Raw genomic sequence first — 15,623 nt, 5'->3', positions numbered from 1 at the left:
GAATCGATATTGCGTTCTGCCGCCGCCCCCTGCTAAAGGAGGGGAATCCATCGATTTCCACCAATCGAGAAGAAGAAACCCCTGGAAATTTTCCCGGCCAACATTCCCAGCGACTGCCAAAGCGGTCAGACACACGGAACCTCACCATGTTCGGACGCGACCGTCGCAGCGAAAAACAACTCTCAGCCGCACAGCACTTGATCGAACAACTCGCCGGTCAATTGAACAGTCGCGTCTCGGTCAAACTATGGGACGGCCGAATGATCCCATTGGGAGAAAACGTCGACCCGAACCTGCATCTCTCAATCAGTGGTCCGGGAGTGATCGGATCACTCGTCCGCCGCCCCACGCCCGAAAACCTGCTAAAGCATTACGCCCGAGGCCACATCGGCTTCCACGGTGCGGACCTACATACATTCATCGAAGCGCTCTACGTTCGCGATTCCCGCAAACGTTCGAGGAACATTCGCAAGTCAACGCTTTTTCGTTCGCTGCTTCCGTTTCTGTTTGAATCGGCCAAGAACGTCGATGTCGACCACGAGTACCAAGGGGACATCACCGGCCGAAAACGAGAAAAAGCCGAAAACAAGGACTTCATTCAATTCCATTACGACGTCAGCAACGATTTTTACGAATTGTTCCTCGACAAAGAAATGGTTTACACCTGCGGCTACTTCACCGACTGGGACAACTCGCTGGAGCAAGCGCAGTTCGACAAACTGGACATGATCTGTCGCAAGCTGCAGCTAAAACCGGGCGAGACTTTTCTGGACATCGGCTTCGGCTGGGGAAGCCTGCTCTGCCACGCCGCGAAACACTACGGCGTAAAGGCGCACGGAGTCACCCTAGCGGAAAACCAAGTCAGCTACACCGAAAACAAGATTCGTGAACAAGGTCTTGAAAGACAAGTCACGGTCGAACTGAAAGACTACGCAGACCTGGAAGGGCAGTTCGACAAAGTCGCATCGATTGGCATGTACGAACACATCGGCATCGACAACCTCAACGGCTTCGTGCAGCGAGTCAACAGCTTGATGCCCAAACACGGGCTCTTCATGCTGCATGGAATCACCAGACCGGCGAAGGAAACAATGAAAAAGTTCCGCCGCCAAAACGCCGAACGCCGACTGCTAAACAAGTACATCTTCCCGGGTGGTGAACTGGACCACGTGGGACACATGATCCAGTCGCTGGAGTGCAACGGATTCGAAGTCGCCGACGTCGAAGGCTGGCGAAACCATTACATGCAAACCTGCAAACTATGGAGCCAACGCCTGCACGAACGCCGTGAAGAGGCGATCGGATTCGTGGGCGAAGAGAAGTACCGCATGTGGTTGCTTTACCTAACCGGTTGTTCGCTAGCCTTCAAAAACGGAGGAGCTCGACTCTACCAAGTCCTAGTAGAAAAGCAGGCCAAGAAAGAACCCTCCGGCATGCCCCCAACCCGCGAACATCTTTACCAAGACAACCAGCACTACAGCGCCAACCAAAGAAGAGCCGCTTAGTCGCCACGACGTAAGCAGCAACCGGTTTCGATACCGCAAGTTTCGTTTCCAGGCTTGCCGCGGGAGGCTGCAACTGGCAGCCGTGCTGACGTCCGAACACCACGCCCCCTCGGCGGCTCGCCCGACAGGAACGCAAGATTTGAGATTAGAGGTAGGTTACCCCCAGGCTATCGCAACCGGATCGAATTGCCGCCTGCGGCGGCAATTCGATCCGGTTGCGTGCTTTTGAGGGCATGCGAACTAATTTCAAATCTTGGCTTCATGCCAGACAAGCTGGCATGGGGCCTGCCCTCGCTTGCAAACCTTCCGCTTGTAAATCGCACGCCCCCAACGAAAGAACGCGCCCATGCGCTACTTTCGCGGAGCGAAGGACGACACTCAAATACCGCTCGTCCCTACGTCCAAAGATCGCGGTCGAGCGTTCGATAGTTGACGGCTTCTTGCAGGTGAGGCTCTGTGATCGCTTCGCTTGCTTCCATATCAGCGATGGTCCGAGCGACTCGGAGGATCTTGTCATGGGCTCTTGCACTTAAGCCCATCTCTTCGACGGAATGCCGCAGCAGATTTTGGCATGTCCGGTCAAGCGCACAGTGCCGCCGCACATCACGGCTACTCATCAGCGCGTTGTAACGCGTCACCGATTTATTAAACCGCTCCGCCTGAATCTCGCGCGCTTGATTGACTTGGACTCGCATCGTTTCGCTGTCCGTCCCTTTTGAACCATTGGACAATTCTTCAAAAGGAACCGCAGGGACTTCAATATGGATATCGATCCGGTCCATGAGCGGTCCCGAGATCTTTCCCATGTAGCGTTCAATCTGAGGCGGAGTGCAATTACAACTCCGCCTTGGATCACTTCGGTACCCGCAGGGACACGGATTCGCAGCGGCGATTAACATGAAGTCAGCAGGTGCCGACTTGCCAACTTAACGAACACAGCAAACCAGCATTTGCTATACGGTTTACCGTAGCGTTGGCAGCCTAACGGTTGCATCGTAGACTTACTATTGGGTTCATAGGCTGGCGAGTTGTCAGCCATCAACACCGGGAGCGGATTAATTACCCGCGCGTTCGGTTCGGCTTTCGCATCTCACCGCGACGGTCGGACCGAACCCCGTTTTTCGAAAGGTGAGACGATGAAAGAGCGGCAGAAAGCAACGGACCAGCAGCAGGCCCAGTACACAGAATTGTATCGAACGCAAAGTAAAGCAATCTGGCGAAAACGACTAGAAATCTTCCGCGATGTTTTCCCCTGGATCACTGAGGAAATTAAAGCTTTCGCTGGACTGGCGAAAAACGACCCCCTTGAATCACAGGAATCACAACTGAAGTTCATCACCAGTCATGGCGACTACATGAACGGCACGATGGCGAGCGACCCAAGGCTTGCTGACCTACACCGAAGGCAGAATAGAGAGTGGACCGCGCTGACGGGACTGCCGCCGCTTGGTCATCACACCGAGTGGCGAGCCGCCGCGCTCGCGAGCGGAGCAAATGTAGGTGAGTCGCTCAGCCTCGCCGATTACAATCGGGTGGCTGAGTCGATCAAGTCATGGGCGATTGCGAGACGGGCTAACGAAAGCACCAGGGGCGGCTACCCGAACGGGGACGATGAAAAGGAGACGGAAGGCACCTTCGGCACGGCGGATGAACGCATGCTGGTTTTACTGGACGCAGATCCGCGACGGAGGGAATTTACGGCAAAGGAATGGGCTGAGTTGCTTGATGTCAACGAACGGACTGTCAGGCGATTAGCAACGTGGAAAGCGCTGCAATCTGCCAAGGAAGAAGCGAAAAAAAGCCTTCGCGAAAAGCGGACATAGCGGCGCACACTGTCACCCCTAAAAAAACTTTTTAACTGTTTTCTCTAGAGGAAACGGTTTTTTTATGCGCGGACATGTCCGGTTGCATGTCCGGTTCGGTGCATTAGTAACCAATAGGAGGTTGCAATGTCACAAGGAAACACTTCACCAAGTTCGCTAGTTGCTGTGGCGAACGCTGCCCATGTCGCTGGCGATAAGCCGCTGCTTGAATCGACAAAGCGGCTGCTTGAAAAGCAGTTTGGCATCGTTATTCGGTTCACTAGGCCGACCAAGCCAAACGGGGGACCGAAATGAGCGGAGCCATCACCAAAGAACAGGCCCGAGCAATCGCGGTGTTGTTGCTGTCACTTCCGCAAGAGACGGAGGTGAGTAAATGACATCGCCTACCACAGCGGAGAGCATCCGCAGGCTACTGACCGAAGCAGCCGCGAGAGGGCCAAGCCTTGCGACAGCCGCACAACGAAAAACGCCCTGCAGCTAGTAACTGAGGACGCTTTCGAGTTTTCAGCCGACGACAACCGGCATCATTTTTCACAAGTCAGACAGACAAGGAACACAGAGATTATGGACGATCGAACGCAGGCAGGCAAGCCGAAAAATTGGCTTGCACCCAAACGTCAGCAACGACAAAAAGTTTTGATTGTCACCCATGCCGATAGATACATCGAGGTTTTCGGCGAGAACATCGACGTTCACATCGCCAACATGACCGCCACATCTAATGTCGCTGGCGAGATCACTGCCGAGGACTTTCTAGAGCTCTCTCTGCCAATGCCATACAGGGACATCTATTTCCCCGGCATGCTGCGAAAGACCGGGACTGTCGAAGAGATCCGTCCAGCAGACCTTGCCGTCCGACAGATAAACCTGTCGATGCTGCGAGCCGCTAATTCGATGACGCAGGAGGCTCCCACATGGACGCTATAAGGAAAGCGATGGCTGCAATGAACGCGGCAGAGGCGGACGGAGTGACGTTCGAGTTGGATGGTAAAGCATTGAAGCTGGGTGGCAGCATAGCGGAAGATTGGCACCGAAAGCTAAAGCCGCATGCCGAACCTATCAAGCGGTACCTTCGCGATGGTTCCTTTGATGAACCTGAACCGGAGCCTGCCGTGCAGCGAGACGCTTACCAGCTTTTCCCGGCCCACAAGCTGCCGAGCCCCTTGCGTGAATTGGTGACCGAGGGGGCAAAGGCGATCGGTTGCGATGAGTCTTTCGTTGCACTGCCGCTTCTAAGCTGTGTCGGCGCGACGATCGGCAACACAGCGAGAATCGTAGTCAAAAAAGGTTGGACGCCTCCTGCCTGTATCTGGACCATGATTGTCGGTGAGAGCGGGACCGCAAAGTCCCCGGCGTTCAAGGTCGCGAAGGGACCGATTCAGCGACAACAAAAGGCGATGCTTGACGAACATTCGGTCGCGTTGGATGGCTACGAACAAGAGAAACAGCAGTACGACGCAGCTATCAAGGAACACAAGCGTTCAAAGTCGAGCGAACCGCCACCAGAGCAGCCGGAATATCCGCAGCCGGAGCGAGTGGTGGTAAGCGATACGACCGTCGAGGCACTTGCACCGTTGTTACAGCAGAACCCGAGAGGGCTACTGTTGCAGCGGGATGAACTGTCAGGATGGCTTGGAGGATTCAACGCTTACAAGTCGTCGCAGGGTGCGGACGAAGCGCACTGGTTGAGCATGTTCGACGGCGAGTCGATGACCGTTGACCGAAAGGGCGAGGGAACACGACCGACGTTTGTCGAGACGGCTTTGGTTTCGATCACCGGCGGGATTCAGCCGTCCGTCTTGGCGAAAGCGATGGGGCGAGAACATCGCGCGTCAGGGATGGCAAGTCGTTTTCTTATCGCTTCCCCGCCAAGAAAGTCGCAGTTCTGGACGGACGAAGAAGTCAGCGAGTCGACACAGCAGGCGGTTGACCGTTTGTTCCTTTCGTTGCAAGGGATCCAGTTTGCAGACGGCGTATCGGAACCGCATTACATCGGCTTGGATGCGACTGCAAAGCGAGAGTTCATCACGTTCTTCAATTACCACCATCAAGAGCAATCGGAGCTTACCGGAGACTCTGCAGCCGCATGGTCGAAACTGCTGGGATACGTTCCACGACTGGCGCTGTTGATTCATATCGTCAAACAGGTAAACGCTGGCGATGACATCGAGGTTGCGGTAGACGCTTCGACGATGCAGGACGCTATCGGGTTGGTGGAATGGTTCAAATTCGAAGCGTCGCGTCTATACGCCACGATCGACGACGACGATGCAACCAGGGAGCTCCGAGCGCTGGCCGACTGGATCACTCGCACCAAGAACGGGGAATGCACCATGCGAGAACTGGTTCAAGGACAGCGTTCAATTGTGAACACTGACGCAGCGAATGAGATCGGAACCCAAATGGTGCGGGCGAGGATAGCGGCATGGCATACCTACGAGCCGGGCGAACAAGGCGGAGCACCAAAGCGAGTTTTACGAGTCGGTCAGGCGTCTACGTCTACATAACCCCCAAAAAACCAGGGATTTAAGAGGTTGTGTAGACGTTGACATAAAGAACACAGGAAAAAGGACAGACCCATGGACGACAGAATCACTTACATCATTCACTTGAGGCCAGAACAGGGGGCCGATCACAAGAAGACTTTGAGAGGACTTCGCAGATGGCTGAAGGCAGCGCTTCGAGGCTACCACTTGACCTGCATTAACATCGAGACCACGCCTAAGACAGAACCGAGCAGCGACGCACAGCCACGCACACGCACGCAACGGAGTGGCGGCGACAACTGAGTCGCGGACGGCAGACAATGCGTTAGGCAGGGCGACAGGAGGCTAGTCCATGCCGTACCTATCCCCCACATGCGGGTCCTAGGAAAAAGCTATTTACGCAGGTGCCAACCTACCCACTCCAATACTTTTACACACCAGCTATTTGATCCGGACCAACACAACAACATGACAGCCAAGCCAAACAAGCCCCGCACCGCCCCCAGGACGGCGCGCAAGGCATCACCAAAGACCGAACGCCCGAAGCCCGCCACGACGCGACAGGCGACCGCTGAGGGCTCCACAGACGACAGGTTTCGCCTGAGCACACAAGCCGATGTTGCAAGGGCGTTTGGAGTCGAGCGCAGCACCGTATCCGATTGGATCCGAAAGGGTATGCCGGGCAGCGACGGGAGCTACTGCTACAAGCGAATTACTCGTTGGCTTTTAACGCTTGGTCCGTGGCGATCCCAAAAGTACATCGACGATCTACTTCGCGAATCCATCAACCGCTAAGGCAACACGATGAAAAACAACACAACGCCAGGTTGGTCGGAATGTCCAATCGTGTTCGTGCAAGCGGTCGCTTGCCCAAACTGCTTGACGACCAAGCCGATTATCATTCGCTCGCAAGCCGAAGGTGATGGGAGCGTTACACGCAGATGCGTCTGCAGGTCATGCAGTGGCAGATTTATAGCTTCGATCGAGCCGCCAGAGGATGCTTTGCCAGGATTTGGCAGGAACAGGTAGCGCGGTCACTATATTACACCCGAGTTTCAAACACGAAAGGAAGACAGATGTTTCAACGACTGAAAAACAAGATTCGCGGAATCACCGGAGACGCCCAGGCACAGCCGCCCGAGAAGCTTAACGGGACATCAACCTTGCAGTCCCCCGAGCAGTTTAAGGCGGTCAACGGCCACTACCCGCCAATCAAGCACGTTCAAGGCGGAAGCGGGACGGTTGAGATTCACGCACCCGCAAAGGCCAAAATCAAGGCAGACATCGGTATGGGCGGCGAGCCACTTACGGCCCAAGGCATCGAGTATCTACGGAATCGCGAATCGCAGTTTGCCCCCGTCGAGCCAGAAGAGGAGTTCGATTGGGACGCATTCTTTAACAGGATGAATGACACCGCCGCAGCCGCCGCCGAGCGCGAACAAAACAAACCTTGGGAGGACGATTGCGATTATGACTATCAACCGTAGTGACGAACGATTCACCATCTGCCTCCACGAGTCTGGGCATGGAACAGCGGGGATTATCCTTGGCGGTCGCGTCGGTGGAATCTTGCTAGTAGCGGATGGCGGCTTGGCTCACGTCGATGAGTTGTCGCCGGATTCTCACGCCTTCATGGTTGCCGCAGGACCAGCAGCGGAGTCGTTGGCAGCAGATCACGAAGCGCCCGACACACCGCAGGCGAGCTATCAGGACATCGCAACCGCCGAATTTCCCGAGGGCACAGACCGGAGTTTCGTCTGGTCGTGTGGTTTCGCTGACGTGGAAGGCGGGTTGCGCACGGCAAAAAGCGACGACCGATCGCTAGCAGAATGGGCTATCGGTGGCGTGGAACAGTACCCAGAGCAATGGGAACGGCGAATCAAACTTGCCCGCCGAGTTGCTGCTGAAATCGTTCGGGATCACGAAGCCGCAATCGTTCGGATTGCAAAGCGTCTATTTATTCATGGAAGAGTCACGGGCGACGAAATCAAACAACTAATGAGAGGACAAGAATGAACGCCAATCTATACACAATCGACGAAGAACGTCGCGAAGCACATCGCCAGGAGCTAAAGCGAAAACTTGCCGAAACCGAGGTTAAGAAGGAACGACTTCGCGAACTTGAAGATATTGCCAAGAGGCTTGATGCAGACAGCGACGCAGCCGCCGCCGAGCATTCCGCCGCCGCTGATGAATTGCAAAGCGAACTGGACAAGCTGGACGAACAGCACGTTGACGCATTGCTGATTGGCAAGACATCGACAAGTAAGGCGATGCAGCGGAGAGGCGAGATTTTGCAGGCGTTGGCGGACTTGAACACACAACTTGAAATCCGTTGCGAAGCCAACAAGCGTTCCAAGCGGCCAATAGCAAAGCAGATCTCAGCAATCACGATGGCGGTTGCGTTGACCGCCGCCGACAAGAGCAAGTTGGTTGACCTAGCTTCCGCTAAGACGCGGCAAGCACGGCTATTAAATTCGCTGCAAATGAAGGCAGCGCAAATCGCTCTAGCAGAAGCAAAGCGGTGCGTCGATATAAACGCACACAATCTATCGCTTGCAGAGGATCACATTCGCCGCAGGATTCCAGCCGCCGAAGATAAATCGATCGCGACGGTGAAGCTCGGAGACTGGCAATTCGTCCATGCCGCATGCCAAGCTGAAATCCAGAGACTCACGAAGAACGATGAGGCCATCCAGGCTAAGGCGTTGGCAGAGTGATCCTACCCGGTGGCTGGTCCGTCGTGCTAATCCCCTTGGGGCGGCGGGCCGGTTGCCTTTTCTTATTTCCGCAAGGCTGGTATTCAAGTTGGCAAGCGAATCATCGACCGAGCAGAAGGGGCACCGCCGCGATTTCACCCCGGCGAAAGTTCCGACGCCCGAGGAGATCGCAGAACGAGCCGCAGCTATTAGGGCGACCTGGACCGAGTCGGAGCGTGCTAGGCGATGGTGCGGCGGTTCTCGCGTATCGTATGCAGCCCCGGTTGCCGTTCCCGTTGTCGACACCGATACAGACGATTGCGATTAATAGGTTTGCATTCGCATCCATCCCCCCGTTAGACTGGATAATGCAGCCGGTTTTGATTCGTAGGTCAGCCTGCCCCCTGGCTATCGTTTTGGATCGGCTGTTTTTTCATTGCCCTTCACGTTGGTTCAGGGTCACTTAAGTCCGCTCCACACAAGTCGCTGGCTGTCGGGAACTGAGTCGAGCATGACTATTGAAAATCCCGAGCGTCGCCAATTTGCTAGCTGCCTGCCAAAAAAACAGTCGAGATAGAAAAGCCTGTGAGACAAAAGAGATTCTAAGCAGACTCAAACGAACTCAGTGTCGAGCAAGATACCGGGGCAAGTTTCTGGCATTTGGCTGGATGGTAACTAGATTGAGAGTTCCTCCGACTAGGGGAAACTTTACCAATATGCCAGTAAAAGTAACTCATTTATGACAGAACCGTCACTGCTTTTTGCTTTAAGTAGAATGAATGACTGTTTTAGCAAGAACTTCGGTAGGAACTACGCCGATAACCAGAGGGTAGTTCCCACACAAGCGACACTTATCCGGTTGCACCTCCCAGCGGAATCCGATTGGCGCTGCCTTGCATTTTTCGTAACATTTGCAAAAATTCGCAGAGTGAACCCGTTGGCATGAACATGGTCTATCCTATTCCGGGATACCCACACTAGTTTCCATCCCCAATCACAAAGCTTGGCAAGATCGTGAACCCGTTCGTCTTTGATTCTGCGAATGCGGTGGCTATCGGCACTTTCAATATTCACATTTTCACTCCTCCTTGGATAGTGCGGTGTGGCGTTGCAAAGAAAGAGCCAGGGAACATTGAATTTGCGCTTGCTCGCCCCGGCTTCCGAGTAAACTTGGGGGGGGCGTGGTTGACGCTCGAACCTCATCGGATCGAGGTTTCCACTCATGATTCAGATTTTAACTGCGGTAACGTGCTTGCGAAGATTTTGCGTACACTCCCGGAGACGCCTGTTTTTGCGATGGGCGCAAACGTGGGCTATCAAAGCACTATTGCTGAAGGCAGTATCCCTCCTTTAAGAAAACTTCCTTCTGATGTGGGGGGGAAGAAAGTCGCAAAAAGAACAATCGGACTTAAATTCGAAGTTGGTGAAGGGATAAGCCAGACAATTGGCTTGGAACAGTTTGATAGAATGACTAAAGCGACTGGAAATCGCGAAGTGCTAGGCACGGACGCAAGAATGCTTGCCGATGCTGCAGAGTATTTTCCGAACGCAGTTTTAGAATTAAGGACACTTCTCGAAGAAGCTTGGACTCTTGAGTTTAAATAGAGAAAGTGCAGAAACAAAGGGACCACATATATGCCAGAAACAACCACCGAAAGAATTACCCAGACTGCCCCGCAAGCGGCTGAACCAAATTGGTTGTCGGGCGGTAGCTTTTATGACCAATGCGCAGAAGAAGAGCTTGCAAGGCGGCTAGATGAAATCCAGGCAATGGATGAAAACTGGGATGGCCAGGGCGCTTCCGCAGTGAATAGTGACTGCATTAGCTACGCTAAGATGTTTTGCCGACGCTCTGTGAGCTATCCCGTGCCAAAAGCGAATCCAACCTCTGACGGGGGCGTCCAGCTCGAGTGGCACGTTGACGACCGAAGCCTTGAGATTGAATTCGACATAGCTAACGGCCAGCCGGTTTATATTTGCTGGGATCGAAATGGGGCTGAGCCTGTTGAAGGCGAGATTACGATTGAAGATGACCAGAAGGTGAATTCGCTAATTTCTTGGGTAACGGGGCGGTGACTGAGTGTGCGTCCAGGGAGAGGAGCCTGATCTTAAAGATCATCTGATTTGGATAGTTACCAATTCCAACTTTTGGTCTAAGGATCGAAATAATGCTGCCTCCAACTACTACAAGAAAAATCCGTTCTCTGCTTTCTTGGAGCGTAAACACGATGCGGATGCAGCACTTGAGTATGCGAGCAAAAAGTGGGGGCCGCAGCCATATGGGATAATAAGGCTGCTTTATCAAGATGTTAAAAATAGCGGCTTTCAAGCAAGGTTCGTTGAGGAAGATGGGATTAAAGCCCATCTCAACGTCACCCCGGACCCTGCATCCAACAAATCGAAGCGGGTGAGGGCGTACGCACTTTTGGATTGCTCAGAGGTAGTTCGTCGTTGGGGGGACGCTCTCTGACGACGGATTATCTACGCCATGCTGAACATCACGTGCGACGATTGAGACGCGGTCAAGGGCAATCAAATGTGCGCACACTTTAACTACAGCCTTTTTGGTTGCAGTCACGTTCGATCCAAAGCCAAGCTTTCGAAAGCTTGGCTTTTTTTATGGTCCCGATGCCCCTTCTGTGCGACTCCCGTTGTTTTCATCGGCCTGAGAAGTTGACACTGGCTCCGCTAGTGCCTAGACAGGCGGTTGCTTTACTTGCTTTTTACGCCCGGCTTAGCGATAACTAAAGCTGGGCTAGGCGCGGACTAATTACCCATGCCGAAAGCCAGTTTCTCGACTGGTTGCCCTATTTAATTTTCGAGAATCAATCACCACTACCGAGAAAGTGAGTGTCGCATGGTCGCAAAGCCGAAGCAAACACCGGCAGCGTCTTACGTCCGCATGTCAACGGACAAGCAGGAAACGAGCCCAGAGCAGCAGCGTGAAGCAATCGCGAAACTTGCCATCGAGCATGGTTATGAAATCGTTGCGACTTACGAGGACTTGGGGGTAAGTGGCAATAATACCGAGAAGCGGGCCGGTTTCCGTCGCATGATTGCGGACGGTTCAACGCGAAAGTTTGAAGCTATCCTATGCTGGGACCAAGACAGGTTCGGCCGGTTCGATCTTATTGAAGCCGGTAAGTGGATCGAGCCGCTACGCAGCGCAGGAGTTAGCCTTGTCACAACCACCGCCGGGGCCATCGACTGGACGACGTTGACGGGGCAACTTGGCTACATGGCAAGCCAGATGGGCAAGGCGCAGTATCTACGCGACTTATCCGCAAACGTCCGCCGTGGACAAGACCGAGTTGAGAAACTGGGACGCTGGACCCGTGGCTTTGCTCCGTTTGGCTATGAAGTCGACAGCGAGACCGGCAAGCTGATTCCCGCCAAGCCATCGGAAGTCCGAATATTGAAGGCCATTTTCGAGCAATACGCGGCAGGGAAATCCTATCGTGAAATCGCGGCGTGGTTGACATCGCAGGGAGTCAAGACGCGACGGGGGAACAACTGGCAGCAGCAGTCCATACGGCACACCGTGAACAATGTTGTTTACCGGGGACATCTCGCCTACGGAAAGTCGACCGCATCGAAGTATCTGCCGTACGGCTCCCCTAGTGGGGACCGCATCAACCGACCGGAAAGCGAGTGGTCGGTTATCACGAATTGTCACGAGCCATTGGTAAGCCAAGAGTTATTCGACCGATGCCATCAACGCAAAGCCAAGAACAAGAACATGACCGGCCCGAAGTCGAAAAACCGTTACGCACTGACCGGGTTGCTGTTTTGCAAGAATTGCGGCTCGCGTCTTTGCGGTACGTCTGCCAAGGGCGAGAATGTGAAACGCTATATCTGCATCGACTACCAGAACAGTCGGGGGACATGCGAGCGGCGAACCGTTAAGGAGGATTTGGTTTTAGGGGAAATCCTTAAAGCGATCCGTACCGAGTTCATTGATAAGTTTTTCGGCTCCGCTGAGCGTGAAGCCATCAAAGACCAGATGCGGGAAATCTTGCTAGAAGGCAGCGGGGACATTGAGCGCAACCGCGCAGCCGACCGGCAAAGACTGGCAGAGACAGAGGGCGAGCTTGAGCAGGCAGTCAACGCGATGTTATCGACGTCCGAAGACTTGCGACCATTGGTCGAGAAGCGGGTTAGGACGATCCAAGACGAACGCGACACGCTGACCGACCGACTGGCAAAAACAACCGCCCCAGCCGCAGAGCAGATTGCACGGGCAGAGGAACGCATTGATTCCGCTATCCGTTGGCTTGATCGACTGGAGGCCATCGTGGGCACCGAATACGATCCCCCTGTATTGGCCGAGATGCTAGGGCAGTTTATCGAGCGGGTTGACGTTGACATCGAGCGGGTTCCATGCGGCAAGCGGTCGTCGCACAAGCTACGGGGCGGGGTGATTTACTTCCGTGCCGAATCGTTCCCAGCGTGGGCGGTTCCTGTATCGCAAGAGTTGGCAAGTCCTTTGGGAACGTCGTGCTTCGAAGCGCTCGACTGATCGTAACGACTCCATCCTCTAAAGGCTGACGCATCACCTCCAACGTCTTGCGGTTAAATTCGGGTAGTTCATCCAAGAAAAGGATCCCGTTGTGCGCTTTCGATATTTCTCCCGGCGATGGTGGACTGCCTCCGCCGACCAAGCCGGCATCACTGATCGTATGATGAGGGCTGCGGAAGGGCCGTCTGGCAAGCAACGGCTGACCGGCGGGCAACTGCCCAATCGCACTATAGATTCGAGTCGTTTCGATCGACTCACCGGCTACCAATTCCGGCAGAACCGTCGGCAATCGCTTCGCCAACATCGTTTTTCCGCTCCCTGGCGGCCCGATCATCAGCAGGTTGTCGCCAGTTTGCCTGCACCGGCTTTGGCCCCAGTCATGCCCCCATTGAATTGACAATTACCGACGATAGCTAATACTGACCGACTATGGGTTTGTGGGACTGATCCCCCACCTTGCCCCGGCCGTCCGCGTGTCCCAATGCGCCGGACGGCCGGGGCTGCCCAAGTCGCAACACATTGGGAATTTATGAATACAATCAAACCGAAACGCGGACGCCGCAACCCTGCACGACGCCAGCGTGCTCTACTGGCGAGGGCTGCTAGCACGCCGATTAAACCGTTTACTTTTATCCAACCCGGCATGCAGGTTGTATTGCGTTTGCGGGTCAGCACCGCTGGACAGAAGAGCCACCTGGACGACCACGAAACCTATCTGCGCGCACAAGTCACTACGGTGGGCGGCAAGGTTGTTGCCGTAGACAAACGCATTGGCAGCGGCGTGGACCTGTCGTCGTTACGCTCGTCGGTTGCACTGGCAAAGCACCATGACGCTGTGTTACTGGCTGTCACACCAAACCGGTTTGTACGCCAGCCTGGCTTTGGCGCGCGTACCTGCCAGCACGTCCAAGCTGATGAAGACACTTTAGCGGGTCTAATGCACATAGCTGATGGCGTCACGCTGGTCACACACCTTGAGCCGCGTGCTAGCGCAAAAGAAGAGAATCGCCATTTGTCACAAATTGGGCAAGCCGCGAAAGGTGGTAGCGGCGGGCGGCCACGCAAATCGAAACCAGGAAGCAAGAAACGTGAGCGACTGGAGGCAGAGCCAAAGGTAAGGTGGATGCGATTGGCTGGAATGGGTAACCGGCAAATTGCGAGGGTGCTAGGAAAGCCAGAGTCGACGGTCCGTCGCTGGGGTGCGCCATTTTCACCTATCGCCGAGGGCCACCAGCACAATTAGTGCAGTAAATTGCAACGCGAAACGCCAATAGCCGCACGTTGGGCGCATTGTGTAAACCCCTAGTGTCCTGGCTGCCCTGGCTGCCCTGGCTGCCCTGGCTACTTAGCCACATGCCCCGTCCTTACCAGCCGCACGCCCCCAAAAACTTTATCCCAGAAACCAGCCGCCTGCTCCGGTTCATCGAGTTGCTCCCGCACCAGATGCTGTCTAGAGTCAATGCAGTGGACAGCAACCCAGCTGCCCAGGTTAAACCACCTGCCAAGGACCAAGACTGATGGGAAAGAAGAAACCACTAGCGACACCAGACCCCACCGTGAGCGTGAGCTACGACTGGGGAAGCAAAGGGCAGCGACGTACTAAAACCTTTGACGACGCCCACGCGGCCAAGGCCTTTTACACCGCCAAGGACAAGGCTGGCAAAAACCCCAAGGTAGCCGCAACGACCGACGACACCACCGCCCCCGCACCTAGGCAGACACCACCCAACGAAGGGCCACCCAGCCTGCCCGGCGTCCGACCTATGCGGACGCGGCCCTACCTTGCGGGCGTCGTCGTTGCCAAGCACGGGTTAGCGGCAGGCGTTACAGACGCAATGGTTGCGGAGCTGGATGCGGCCTACGGGAAGCCAAACCCGGTGGAGTCGAAGTTTTGCTTAAAGAACGCCCACCACGCTGCCCGTGGCTTTTTGGGCCTGGCTGCCGACGCCATCGCGTAACCGCCGCCACCAACCGACACCACGACCAAGCCCGCGCCGGACCTACCGGGGCGGGCTTTTACTTTTGCCAACCTTGCAACCAATTGGAATCTAGAACAAATGAATACGGATGAACTACTAACAAAGCTGCTAGACGGTGGCGCGGTGCTGGGCCTGCTGCGGCCTGTCAGCGGGGACTTTTGGCTTGCCGCTGCAAAATGGCTACCTGACGACGGCGACGGCCCTAGCCTGCGGTGGTGTCCAATGTTCCCAGAGCACCAGGGACACATCCACCACACCCGCTACACCAAGGCGACAGCCAAGGGCGACTACCTATTGATGTACCTGGGAGACGACTACGTGGGCGGTATTGGGCCTGCGTTGGAATTTGACATTGACCGGGTCCAGTACGCCAACACCAGGGCCCGTTGGTTGGAGCGGTTGGCCTACGGTGACAACCAAGCCCGGTTTGCGGACTTTTTTAACAACGCATAATGCCACCACCACGCCCCGCAACGGACCACCACCGCCGCGGTTTTTTTATTGGCCCCAGGACGCCACCAAGCAGCCCGAGGGTCTGATGACACCAGGGCAGCCCCGAACGGCCGCGAGACGGCGTCGAGCGCAACGAGACAGGGCTATAGCTAGACCGCC

17 protein-coding genes and 1 pseudogene are annotated in these 15,623 nt (G+C 55.0%); 16 read left to right on the top strand and 2 right to left on the bottom strand.

The genetic code is table 11. The features are described 5' to 3' along the window. Positions 1 to 146: 146 nt before the first annotated feature. On the top strand, positions 147 to 1,505 hold the full coding sequence (locus FF011L_RS02975; protein WP_145350083.1) for an SAM-dependent methyltransferase: 1,359 nt from the start codon (positions 147 to 149) through the stop codon (positions 1,503 to 1,505). A gap of 395 nt (positions 1,506 to 1,900) precedes the next feature. Here the strand turns inward: FF011L_RS02975 and FF011L_RS02970 are convergent, their stop codons facing one another. Beyond that, positions 1,901 to 2,404: a magnesium chelatase subunit ChlI family protein gene (locus FF011L_RS02970; protein WP_145350082.1), complete on the bottom strand. Its 504-nt coding sequence runs from the start codon at positions 2,402 to 2,404 to the stop codon at positions 1,901 to 1,903. Positions 2,405 to 2,641: 237 nt separating this feature from the next. Between FF011L_RS02970 and FF011L_RS02965 the strand changes: the two genes are divergently transcribed. The 12 genes and pseudogenes from FF011L_RS02965 to FF011L_RS26720 all read left to right on the top strand — a co-directional run. Then, a complete protein-coding gene (locus FF011L_RS02965) occupies positions 2,642 to 3,328 on the top strand; it encodes a hypothetical protein (protein ID WP_145350081.1) in 687 nt (228 codons plus the stop codon). A 126-nt stretch (positions 3,329 to 3,454) separates the two neighbouring features. Beyond that, positions 3,455 to 3,622: a hypothetical protein gene (locus FF011L_RS26150; protein WP_218932982.1), complete on the top strand. Its 168-nt coding sequence runs from the start codon at positions 3,455 to 3,457 to the stop codon at positions 3,620 to 3,622. A gap of 270 nt (positions 3,623 to 3,892) precedes the next feature. Further along, a complete protein-coding gene (locus FF011L_RS02960; RefSeq protein WP_145350080.1) occupies positions 3,893 to 4,255 on the top strand; it encodes a hypothetical protein in 363 nt (120 codons plus the stop codon). After that, positions 4,243 to 5,835: a YfjI family protein gene (locus FF011L_RS02955; RefSeq protein WP_145350079.1), complete on the top strand. Its 1,593-nt coding sequence runs from the start codon at positions 4,243 to 4,245 to the stop codon at positions 5,833 to 5,835. The genes FF011L_RS02960 and FF011L_RS02955 overlap by 13 nt, the downstream gene beginning before the upstream one ends. Positions 5,836 to 5,907: 72 nt before the next feature. Beyond that, positions 5,908 to 6,117: a hypothetical protein gene (locus tag FF011L_RS02950; protein WP_145350078.1), complete on the top strand. Its 210-nt coding sequence runs from the start codon at positions 5,908 to 5,910 to the stop codon at positions 6,115 to 6,117. Positions 6,118 to 6,890: 773 nt separating this feature from the next. Beyond that, on the top strand, positions 6,891 to 7,301 hold the full coding sequence (locus FF011L_RS02945) for a hypothetical protein (RefSeq protein WP_145350077.1): 411 nt from the start codon (positions 6,891 to 6,893) through the stop codon (positions 7,299 to 7,301). After that, positions 7,285 to 7,830, top strand: coding sequence for a zinc metalloprotease (locus FF011L_RS02940; protein WP_218932981.1), 546 nt, complete (start codon positions 7,285 to 7,287; stop codon positions 7,828 to 7,830). The genes FF011L_RS02945 and FF011L_RS02940 overlap by 17 nt, the downstream gene beginning before the upstream one ends. Then, the gene (locus FF011L_RS02935) at positions 7,827 to 8,534 is read left to right on the top strand and encodes a hypothetical protein (RefSeq protein WP_145350075.1); all 708 of its coding nucleotides are present in this window, start codon (positions 7,827 to 7,829) and stop codon (positions 8,532 to 8,534) included. The genes FF011L_RS02940 and FF011L_RS02935 overlap by 4 nt, the downstream gene beginning before the upstream one ends. 88 nt (positions 8,535 to 8,622) lie before the next feature. Beyond that, positions 8,623 to 8,841 (top strand): hypothetical protein, encoded by a 219-nt coding sequence (locus tag FF011L_RS02930; protein ID WP_145350074.1) that lies wholly within the window; start codon positions 8,623 to 8,625, stop codon positions 8,839 to 8,841. 686 nt (positions 8,842 to 9,527) lie between these two features. Next, positions 9,528 to 10,118: a hypothetical protein gene (locus tag FF011L_RS02925; RefSeq protein ID WP_145350073.1), complete on the top strand. Its 591-nt coding sequence runs from the start codon at positions 9,528 to 9,530 to the stop codon at positions 10,116 to 10,118. Between the two features lie 30 nt (positions 10,119 to 10,148). After that, positions 10,149 to 10,589: a hypothetical protein gene (locus FF011L_RS02920; RefSeq protein ID WP_145350072.1), complete on the top strand. Its 441-nt coding sequence runs from the start codon at positions 10,149 to 10,151 to the stop codon at positions 10,587 to 10,589. A gap of 781 nt (positions 10,590 to 11,370) precedes the next feature. Beyond that, positions 11,371 to 12,447: pseudogene (locus FF011L_RS26720) on the top strand (recombinase family protein); the annotation flags it as partial. A gap of 409 nt (positions 12,448 to 12,856) precedes the next feature. On the opposite strand, the gene FF011L_RS02910 reads toward FF011L_RS26720, so the two are convergent. Further along, the gene (locus FF011L_RS02910) at positions 12,857 to 13,336 is read right to left on the bottom strand and encodes an ATP-binding protein (RefSeq protein ID WP_246109690.1); all 480 of its coding nucleotides are present in this window, start codon (positions 13,334 to 13,336) and stop codon (positions 12,857 to 12,859) included. Between the two features lie 225 nt (positions 13,337 to 13,561). On the opposite strand from FF011L_RS02910, the gene FF011L_RS02905 reads away from it, so the two are divergent. The 3 genes from FF011L_RS02905 (at position 13,562) to FF011L_RS02895 (ending at position 15,464) form a co-directional block, all read left to right on the top strand. Then, a complete protein-coding gene (locus tag FF011L_RS02905; protein WP_145350070.1) occupies positions 13,562 to 14,275 on the top strand; it encodes a helix-turn-helix domain-containing protein in 714 nt (237 codons plus the stop codon). Positions 14,276 to 14,549: 274 nt separating this feature from the next. Continuing rightward, complete coding sequence (locus tag FF011L_RS02900; RefSeq protein ID WP_145350069.1) at positions 14,550 to 14,990, top strand: hypothetical protein; 441 nt, start codon at positions 14,550 to 14,552, stop codon at positions 14,988 to 14,990. A 99-nt stretch (positions 14,991 to 15,089) separates the two neighbouring features. Then, positions 15,090 to 15,464 carry a hypothetical protein gene (locus tag FF011L_RS02895; protein WP_145350068.1) on the top strand — a complete coding sequence of 125 codons (375 nt, stop codon included), beginning with the start codon at positions 15,090 to 15,092 and terminating at the stop codon, positions 15,462 to 15,464. Positions 15,465 to 15,623 lie beyond the last annotated feature (159 nt).

Origin of the sequence: Roseimaritima multifibrata (genome assembly GCF_007741495.1) — a bacterium.
GTDB lineage: Bacteria > Planctomycetota > Planctomycetia > Pirellulales > Pirellulaceae > Roseimaritima > Roseimaritima multifibrata.
This window is presented reverse-complemented; position numbering and strand designations above follow the sequence as displayed.

Coding starts and splice junctions, on each gene's coding strand:
- FF011L_RS02975 (WP_145350083.1), top strand. CDS start 147: ATGTTCGGACGCGACCGTCGCAGCGAAAAACAACTCTCAGCCGCACAG.
- FF011L_RS02970 (WP_145350082.1), bottom strand. CDS start 2,404: ATGTTAATCGCCGCTGCGAATCCGTGTCCCTGCGGGTACCGAAGTGAT.
- FF011L_RS02965 (WP_145350081.1), top strand. CDS start 2,642: ATGAAAGAGCGGCAGAAAGCAACGGACCAGCAGCAGGCCCAGTACACA.
- FF011L_RS26150 (WP_218932982.1), top strand. CDS start 3,455: ATGTCACAAGGAAACACTTCACCAAGTTCGCTAGTTGCTGTGGCGAAC.
- FF011L_RS02960 (WP_145350080.1), top strand. CDS start 3,893: ATGGACGATCGAACGCAGGCAGGCAAGCCGAAAAATTGGCTTGCACCC.
- FF011L_RS02955 (WP_145350079.1), top strand. CDS start 4,243: ATGGACGCTATAAGGAAAGCGATGGCTGCAATGAACGCGGCAGAGGCG.
- FF011L_RS02950 (WP_145350078.1), top strand. CDS start 5,908: ATGGACGACAGAATCACTTACATCATTCACTTGAGGCCAGAACAGGGG.
- FF011L_RS02945 (WP_145350077.1), top strand. CDS start 6,891: ATGTTTCAACGACTGAAAAACAAGATTCGCGGAATCACCGGAGACGCC.
- FF011L_RS02940 (WP_218932981.1), top strand. CDS start 7,285: ATGACTATCAACCGTAGTGACGAACGATTCACCATCTGCCTCCACGAG.
- FF011L_RS02935 (WP_145350075.1), top strand. CDS start 7,827: ATGAACGCCAATCTATACACAATCGACGAAGAACGTCGCGAAGCACAT.
- FF011L_RS02920 (WP_145350072.1), top strand. CDS start 10,149: ATGCCAGAAACAACCACCGAAAGAATTACCCAGACTGCCCCGCAAGCG.
- FF011L_RS02910 (WP_246109690.1), bottom strand. CDS start 13,336: ATGTTGGCGAAGCGATTGCCGACGGTTCTGCCGGAATTGGTAGCCGGT.
- FF011L_RS02905 (WP_145350070.1), top strand. CDS start 13,562: ATGAATACAATCAAACCGAAACGCGGACGCCGCAACCCTGCACGACGC.
- FF011L_RS02900 (WP_145350069.1), top strand. CDS start 14,550: ATGGGAAAGAAGAAACCACTAGCGACACCAGACCCCACCGTGAGCGTG.
- FF011L_RS02895 (WP_145350068.1), top strand. CDS start 15,090: ATGAATACGGATGAACTACTAACAAAGCTGCTAGACGGTGGCGCGGTG.